This window comes from Succinivibrio sp., assembly GCF_045124615.1.
In the GTDB taxonomy this organism is placed as follows: Bacteria; Pseudomonadota; Gammaproteobacteria; order Enterobacterales; family Succinivibrionaceae; genus Succinivibrio; species Succinivibrio faecicola.
In genome coordinates, this window is sequence record NZ_JBGVMC010000068.1 from 1 (window position 1) to 1,713 (window position 1,713).

Annotated in this window: 4 protein-coding genes; all 4 read right to left on the reverse strand. The window is 32.0% G+C overall.

All coding sequences use genetic code 11. From position 1 onward, the window contains the following. Positions 1 to 106 precede the first annotated feature (106 nt). Entirely contained in the window at positions 107 to 544 is a 438-nt protein-coding gene (locus ACJML3_RS01805) for a hypothetical protein (RefSeq protein WP_406020107.1), read from the reverse strand. A gap of 12 nt (positions 545 to 556) precedes the next feature. Next, complete coding sequence (locus tag ACJML3_RS01810; RefSeq protein ID WP_406020109.1) at positions 557 to 937, reverse strand: DUF3310 domain-containing protein; 381 nt, start codon at positions 935 to 937, stop codon at positions 557 to 559. A 2-nt stretch (positions 938 to 939) separates the two neighbouring features. Next, a complete protein-coding gene (locus ACJML3_RS01815; RefSeq protein ID WP_406020111.1) occupies positions 940 to 1,461 on the reverse strand; it encodes a hypothetical protein in 522 nt (173 codons plus the stop codon). A gap of 1 nt (position 1,462) precedes the next feature. Beyond that, a partial coding sequence (locus tag ACJML3_RS01820; protein ID WP_406020113.1) for a hypothetical protein occupies positions 1,463 to 1,713 on the reverse strand: 251 nt, incomplete at its 5' end.

The window sequence follows — 1,713 nt, forward strand, 5'->3', positions numbered from 1 at the left end:
CTATAGTAAGTGTACCTAAATCATTACAAAATGAATCTATGAGCGTTTTTATACGATTATTGACCGTCTTAACTTGTTGTAATGTTTCTGCATAATTCATTTTTTTTTAATGAGCTTTTGGACTTGTTAAGATTTGTTTAAGTGATAATCCCTGCTTTTTTCTCCTGGCATAAGTCGTATAAGAAATATTATATGCACTGCACATTTCTAGTAATGTATTGAACTCCTGCCCCAGGTGATCGACAACCGGCTTTTTTTTGATAAAGTGGCCCCGTTGGAGCTTATCAATAATGTATTCTAAAGAATGATCGCCCTTATAGAAAGAATGTGTTAAGCGACTAAAATCAACCTTGTAAAAATTTGAAATTTCTCTTAATGTATCGAATTGTTGATCATGTACTTTATACGCCTTTTCAATGGTTACAGAATCAAGTTTTTGTATATCTTCCAGTCGCAGCCATTTAGACAAATTATTTTTACGCCTAAACTCAGCTAAAGAGTTATATCTTACACCGCCGCAGACAATCGCCCTTTTATGAAACATTTTTTGAACTCCTTATATATAATCGTTTATTCTGTTTTTGATCCACAAATTCAAGGTTTTTAAATTCTTTTTTGGACTTAGGCAAAGATCCCAGATCTCTAAAAAATCAACAGCAGGATTATCACAAAAAGCAACAAAAATTAAATTACGATCAGATAGAATATGCTTATAATTTTTATACTGTTTCTTTGTTGCATAATATAAAAAATGGTTTAGATACCATTGTGCCTTTTCTAGATCCTGCTTTGGATTGCCTTTGTTTTTGTATCTGAATAGATATTTAAAACAGTTACCTAAATAAAAATCAAAATCCTTTAAAAGCTCATGTGGCTGAATGGTTATTGTTGCTGCTATATCTTCATAATGTTTTGGATAATTTACTACATCAGACATAATTAACCTTGTTTTGTGATCTGATTAAAATAATAATCAAATTCTTCCTGTGATGAAAATTTATCTTTATTCTTCTGATAGAACGCAATTTTTTTAGCTTTTATTCTGCCGGTTATGGCCTCCTCGATAGTATAACCCCGATCTAATCGCTTGCAGAATAGTGACGGTTTGATCCCCCAAAAACGGCATAAAGCGGAGGAGCTAGCAAATTCATTACCTAAAAAATCCTTTGAATAAATACCCCGGCTGCCTTTTTTATTAAGTAGATAATCAACAACTTCAGTCAAGGTTTTATGTTTATTTTTCTCATAATGAAAAGCACCTAAAGAGATCTTGAAATGTAAACACAGCTCTGTATATGTATTAAAGTATTTTCCGTGCGCCTCGATAGGAGGATTGTCAAAATCAAAGTGACGATAATAATCACTATACATACGCTCTCTGGTTAAGTGGTTTTCTTTGCAAAATTCCTTTAAAGAATTATAGTGTTTACCTTGATAATTGAATGAAAAAGCGCAGCTCATATTATTCGATCCTCGTTAAACACCTGGATAAAAAATCATATTCCGATCCGTCTTTTTTTGGATCATAACCACAATGTTTTTTTACCAGATCAACTAATCTTTTGGAAAGTTCAGGCGTTATCTTTCTATTGCCACTCTCGATTAAATTGATAAGTGGTAATGAACATTTTAGATCTTTTGCGAGATCTGTTTGTGATCTTTTTAGAAAAAACACTCTCAACGTATAAAATTCACTCGCAGAAAATATATAAG